Genomic DNA, 6,845 nt, shown 5'->3' on the forward strand with positions numbered 1-6,845 from the left:
ATTAATTATTTTGTATTGGATTGAAAATAAATTGAAACAGATGATTACAGCACTAAAATTGTGTACAATAGAAATATTATGGACGTAAACGCGGACAATTTACTTAAGGAGTGAAACAAGTGTCAAATATAGAAGAATTAAATGATCAACTATTGGTGAGACGCCAAAAGATGACAACGATACAAGAAAACGGACAAGATCCATTTGGATGCCGTTTTGAGCGTACACATTTATCAACAGGAGTACGTGAGCAATTTGCAGATCAAACAAAAGAGCAGCTTGAAGAAAACCTTCAAGAGGTAATTATTGCGGGACGTATTATGACGAAACGTGGTAAAGGAAAAGCTGGCTTTGCACATATTCAAGATTTAAATGGTCAAATTCAAATTTATGTTCGTCAAGATCATGTAGGCGAAGAAGCGTATGAATTATTTAAACAAGCTGATTTAGGAGATATCGTAGGTGTGCGTGGTAACGTGTTCCGTACACAAGTGGGAGAACTTTCTGTAAAGGCTGAGGAATTCACATTCCTTACAAAAGCGCTACGTCCTATGCCAGAGAAATTCCATGGCTTACAGGATGTTGAGCAACGTTATCGCCAACGTTATCTAGATTTAATGACAAATGAAGATAGCAAAAAAACATTTATCACGCGTTCAAAAATTATTCGTGCAATCCGAAATTATTTAGATAATGCTGGATACTTAGAAGTAGAAACACCAATGCTTCACACAATTGCTGGTGGCGCGGCTGCTCGTCCGTTTATTACACATCACAATGCCCTTGATATGGAATTATATATGCGAATTGCCATCGAATTGCATTTAAAACGTTTAATAGTTGGTGGTTTAGAGAAAGTATACGAGATCGGCCGTGTGTTCCGTAATGAAGGAATCTCTACACGCCACAACCCTGAATTTACAATGATAGAACTATATGAAGCATATGCTGATTATCAAGATATCATGTCTCTAACTGAAAACCTTATTGCACATGTTGCCCAAGAAGTTCTTGGTACAACATCAGTTCAATATGGTGAAGATGAAATCAACCTTGCAGTAGGCTGGAAACGAGTTCACATGGTTGACGCTGTAAAAGAGGCAACAGGTGTAGACTTCTGGCAGTCAATGACAAAAGAACAAGCACAAGCGCTTGCTAAAGAGCATGGAGTAGAAGTGAAGGATGTTCATGAAGTAGGCCATATTATCAATGAATTCTTCGAACAAAAAGTAGAAGAGACGCTTGTACAGCCTACATTTGTATATGGTCACCCAGTAGAGATCTCACCTCTTGCGAAGAAAAATCCAGAGGACGAGCGTTTTACAGATCGCTTTGAGTTATTTATCGTTCGTCGTGAGCACGCCAATGCCTTCACAGAGTTAAATGACCCTATCGACCAACGCCAACGCTTTGAAGCGCAATTAGCAGAAAAAGAAGCAGGTAATGATGAGGCACATGAAATGGACAATGATTTCATTGAAGCATTAGAATATGGTATGCCTCCAACAGGTGGTTTAGGTATAGGTATTGACCGTTTAATCATGCTACTAACAAATTCACCATCAATTCGTGATGTATTATTATTCCCAACAATGCGTCATATTACAAAATAAATTACTGCGTAGGCTCTTTATAGAGCTACTAAGAGCAGTCAATGGATTAAGAGGAGAATTCACAGGATAGGTGAGTTCTCTTCTTTTTGCTCAATGAAAAAAATTAAGTTGTTTAAACGTAGATTATATTTAGGTTATACTTTTATAGTTCTATGTTTTTCAAATCAAATACAATAAGTATAAAAAGAAGTATTTTATTGGGGGCTTATAATGAATTACAAAATTATTAACAAACAAGTATTTGAACAGGCACAATTACGTTCTGTTTCTGATGTTCCATTTACGGAGGAAGAGCTCGAGCATGGTATGAAATTAGTCGTTGCTAAAAAAGACGAGACACTTACTTTATATTTAGTGGAAATAGATGGCCATAAGAAATTTGATGTTCGTTGGGACGATTCTTCTGAAATCTTTAGTGGCTGGTATTCAGCATGGGATAACTTCTTGTGGTGCTTAAATATAGTTGACCCTCAAGGTAATGACATAAAATAGGGACATGTTAGGAATAAGCAGGCGCTAAAGTAGAAGTACTTTAGCGCCTGCTTATTTTCATTAACAACATAATTAGATTTGTAGTTTTTATTAAGGAAGTAATTTTAAAGTTTTATGAGCTATATTTAACTTGAAAATTAAGTAGTATTTTAATTTAAGATATTGAGAATTAATAGAAAGAGATGTATAGTAAAACAAATAATAAATTAAATAAGGAAAGATACTATGATTTACAATTCTCGTAATTGCGCAAAATAGCTTATTAAAGCAAGTTTATTAAATTAAATTAGATTTTGTGTAAAAAACACTTGCGAAGGCCTCTATAACATGATAAATTATTACTTGTCGTTAAGACAACGCAATTAACAACATTAGAACTTCAAAAGCAATTTGAAATAAGATGTTGACATGGATGATTGATTATAATATACTTTAAAAGTTGTCTCCATTGATTTGAAAAAACGTTTTAAAAAAGTGTTGACAACAAAATGAAAAAGGTGTTATAATATAAAAGTTGCTGTCGAGAGATGGTTGCTAAATGAACCTTGAAAACTGAACAAGCAAAACGTAATCAATAAGTTTTAAGTAGCTAGCTTTGCTAGTGAACAAAACATAATTTTGGACATCAAACATGATGCCAGCAAAACAATTTGAGCTAATCAAATTTCTTTTATGGAGAGTTTGATCCTGGCTCAGGACGAACGCTGGCGGCGTGCCTAATACATGCAAGTCGAGCGAACAGAAAAGGAGCTTGCTCCTTTGACGTTAGCGGCGGACGGGTGAGTAACACGTGGGCAACCTACCCTATAGTTTGGGATAACTCCGGGAAACCGGGGCTAATACCGAATAATCTCTTTTGCTTCATGGCAAGAGACTGAAAGACGGCATCTCGCTGTCGCTATAGGATGGGCCCGCGGCGCATTAGCTAGTTGGTGAGGTAACGGCTCACCAAGGCGACGATGCGTAGCCGACCTGAGAGGGTGATCGGCCACACTGGGACTGAGACACGGCCCAGACTCCTACGGGAGGCAGCAGTAGGGAATCTTCCACAATGGGCGAAAGCCTGATGGAGCAACGCCGCGTGAGTGAAGAAGGTTTTCGGATCGTAAAACTCTGTTGTAAGGGAAGAACAAGTACAGTAGTAACTGGCTGTACCTTGACGGTACCTTATTAGAAAGCCACGGCTAACTACGTGCCAGCAGCCGCGGTAATACGTAGGTGGCAAGCGTTGTCCGGAATTATTGGGCGTAAAGCGCGCGCAGGCGGTCCTTTAAGTCTGATGTGAAAGCCCACGGCTCAACCGTGGAGGGTCATTGGAAACTGGGGGACTTGAGTGCAGAAGAGGAAAGTGGAATTCCAAGTGTAGCGGTGAAATGCGTAGAGATTTGGAGGAACACCAGTGGCGAAGGCGACTTTCTGGTCTGTAACTGACGCTGAGGCGCGAAAGCGTGGGGAGCAAACAGGATTAGATACCCTGGTAGTCCACGCCGTAAACGATGAGTGCTAAGTGTTAGGGGGTTTCCGCCCCTTAGTGCTGCAGCTAACGCATTAAGCACTCCGCCTGGGGAGTACGGTCGCAAGACTGAAACTCAAAGGAATTGACGGGGGCCCGCACAAGCGGTGGAGCATGTGGTTTAATTCGAAGCAACGCGAAGAACCTTACCAGGTCTTGACATCCCGTTGACCACTGTAGAGATATAGTTTCCCCTTCGGGGGCAACGGTGACAGGTGGTGCATGGTTGTCGTCAGCTCGTGTCGTGAGATGTTGGGTTAAGTCCCGCAACGAGCGCAACCCTTGATCTTAGTTGCCATCATTTAGTTGGGCACTCTAAGGTGACTGCCGGTGACAAACCGGAGGAAGGTGGGGATGACGTCAAATCATCATGCCCCTTATGACCTGGGCTACACACGTGCTACAATGGACGATACAAACGGTTGCCAACTCGCGAGAGGGAGCTAATCCGATAAAGTCGTTCTCAGTTCGGATTGTAGGCTGCAACTCGCCTACATGAAGCCGGAATCGCTAGTAATCGCGGATCAGCATGCCGCGGTGAATACGTTCCCGGGCCTTGTACACACCGCCCGTCACACCACGAGAGTTTGTAACACCCGAAGTCGGTGAGGTAACCTTTTGGAGCCAGCCGCCGAAGGTGGGATAGATGATTGGGGTGAAGTCGTAACAAGGTAGCCGTATCGGAAGGTGCGGCTGGATCACCTCCTTTCTAAGGATTATTTCGGAATACAAACCTTGGGTTTGTAAGATTACGTTTTGCGTTCAGTTTTGAAGGTTCATTCTTTCTGAATGAAATACTTCAAAACTTGTTCTTTGAAAACTGGATAAAACGACATTGAAATTGTAACAAACACATTTATTTTTTTAAGTTTTTTATAGGCTTAATAACTTGGTTAAGTTATTAAGGGCGCACGGCGAATGCCTTGGCACTAGGAGCCGAAGAAGGACGGCACTAACACCGATATGCTTCGGGGAGCTGTAAGTGAGCTTTGATCCGGAGATTTCCGAATGGGGGAACCCACTACGTTTAATCGCGTAGTATCTTGACGTGAATACATAGCGTCTTGAAGGCAGACCCAGGGAACTGAAACATCTAAGTACCTGGAGGAAGAGAAAGAAAAATCGATTCCCTGAGTAGCGGCGAGCGAAACGGGAAGAGCCCAAACCAAGAGGCTTGCCTCTTGGGGTTGTAGGACACTCTATACGGAGTTACAAAAGAGCGAGTTAGATGAAGCGACTTGGAAAGGTCCGCCAGAGCAGGTAAAAGCCCTGTAGTCGAAAGTTCGTTCTCTCCTGAGTGGATCCTGAGTACGGCGGAACACGTGAAATTCCGTCGGAATCCGGGAGGACCATCTCCCAAGGCTAAATACTACCTAGTGACCGATAGTGAACCAGTACCGTGAGGGAAAGGTGAAAAGCACCCCGGAAGGGGAGTGAAAGAGATCCTGAAACCGTGTGCCTACAAGTAGTTAGAGCCCGTTAATGGGTGATAGCGTGCCTTTTGTAGAATGAACCGGCGAGTTACGATTACGTGCGAGGTTAAGCTTTAGAAGGCGGAGCCGCAGCGAAAGCGAGTCTGAATAGGGCGAAATAGTACGTGGTCGTAGACCCGAAACCAGGTGATCTACCCATGTCCAGGGTGAAGGTGAGGTAACACTTACTGGAGGCCCGAACCCACGCACGTTGAAAAGTGCGGGGATGAGGTGTGGGTAGCGGAGAAATTCCAATCGAACTTGGAGATAGCTGGTTCTCTCCGAAATAGCTTTAGGGCTAGCCTCGTGATGAGAATACTGGAGGTAGAGCACTGTTTGGACTAGGGGGCCATCCCGGTTTACCGAATTCAGACAAACTCCGAATGCCAGATATTTATACACGGGAGTCAGACTGCGAGTGATAAGATCCGTAGTCAAAAGGGAAACAGCCCAGACCACCAGCTAAGGTCCCAAAGTAATCGTTAAGTGGAAAAGGATGTGGCGTTGCACAGACAACCAGGATGTTGGCTTAGAAGCAGCCATCATTTAAAGAGTGCGTAATAGCTCACTGGTCGAGTGACGCTGCGCCGAAAATGTATCGGGGCTAAACGATTCACCGAAGCTGTGGATTGACATCTACGATGTCAGTGGTAGGAGAGCGTTCTAAGTGCGTTGAAGTCAGACCGGAAGGACTGGTGGAGCGCTTAGAAGTGAGAATGCCGGTATGAGTAGCGAAAGACGGGTGAGAATCCCGTCCACCGTATGACTAAGGTTTCCTGAGGAAGGCTCGTCCGCTCAGGGTTAGTCGGGACCTAAGCCGAGGCCGATAGGCGTAGGCGATGGACAACAGGTTGATATTCCTGTACCACCTCCTCACCGTTTGAGAAATGGGGGGACGCAGTAGGATAGGGTAAGCGCGCCGTTGGTTGTGCGCGTCCAAGCAGTAAGGCGTGTGTGTAGGCAAATCCGCACACTGTAACGTTGAGCTGTGATGGCGAGTCCGTATGGACGAAGTTCCTGATTTCACACTGCCAAGAAAAGCCTCTATCGAGGTGAGAGGTGCCCGTACCGCAAACCGACACAGGTAGTCGAGGAGAGAATCCTAAGGTGTGCGAGAGAACTCTCGTTAAGGAACTCGGCAAAATGACCCCGTAACTTCGGGAGAAGGGGTGCTCTTGAGCGTGCAAGCGCATGAGAGCCGCAGTGAATAGGCCCAGGCGACTGTTTAGCAAAAACACAGGTCTCTGCAAAACCGTAAGGTGACGTATAGGGGCTGACGCCTGCCCGGTGCTGGAAGGTTAAGAGGAGTGGTTAGCGCAAGCGAAGCTGCGAATTGAAGCCCCAGTAAACGGCGGCCGTAACTATAACGGTCCTAAGGTAGCGAAATTCCTTGTCGGGTAAGTTCCGACCCGCACGAAAGGCGTAACGATCTGGGCACTGTCTCAACGAGAGACTCGGTGAAATTATAGTACCTGTGAAGATGCAGGTTACCCGCGACAGGACGGAAAGACCCCGTGGAGCTTTACTGTAGCCTGATATTGAATTTTGGTACAACTTGTACAGGATAGGTAGGAGCCAGAGATCTCGGAGCGCCAGCTTCGAAGGAGGCGTCGGTGGGATACTACCCTGGTTGTATTGAAATTCTAACCCATGCCCCTTAGCGGGGCAGGAGACAGTGTCAGGCGGACAGTTTGACTGGGGCGGTCGCCTCCTAAAAGGTAACGGAGGCGCCCAAAGGTTCCCTCAGAATGGTTG

2 protein-coding genes and 2 rRNA genes (1 of these 4 running past the window's edge) are annotated in these 6,845 nt (G+C 44.9%); all 4 read left to right on the plus strand.

What is annotated here, in order from left to right:
* Window positions 1-110: 110 nt before the first annotated feature.
* Window positions 111-1,613, plus strand: coding sequence for a lysine--tRNA ligase (gene lysS / locus MKZ14_RS00545; RefSeq protein ID WP_333006330.1), 1,503 nt, complete (start codon window positions 111-113; stop codon window positions 1,611-1,613).
* Window positions 1,614-1,823: 210 nt separating this feature from the next.
* Complete coding sequence (locus MKZ14_RS00550) at window positions 1,824-2,105, plus strand: hypothetical protein (RefSeq protein WP_036075669.1); 282 nt, start codon at window positions 1,824-1,826, stop codon at window positions 2,103-2,105.
* Window positions 2,106-2,774: 669 nt separating this feature from the next.
* Window positions 2,775-4,327 (plus strand): 16S ribosomal RNA (locus MKZ14_RS00555).
* Between the two features lie 182 nt (window positions 4,328-4,509).
* Window positions 4,510-6,845, plus strand: a 23S ribosomal RNA gene (locus tag MKZ14_RS00560) (it continues 592 nt past the right edge of the window).
* The 16S and 23S rRNA genes sit together here, the layout of an rRNA operon.

It is taken from the genome of Lysinibacillus sp. FSL P2-0066 (genome assembly GCF_037969495.1).
GTDB classification, from domain to species: Bacteria; Bacillota; Bacilli; order Bacillales_A; family Planococcaceae; genus Lysinibacillus; species Lysinibacillus boronitolerans.

Bases quoted from the DNA above. Each gene is read 5' to 3' on its own strand.
- MKZ14_RS00550 (WP_036075669.1), top strand. From the start codon at position 1,824: ATGAATTACAAAATTATTAACAAACAAGTATTTGAACAGGCACAATTA.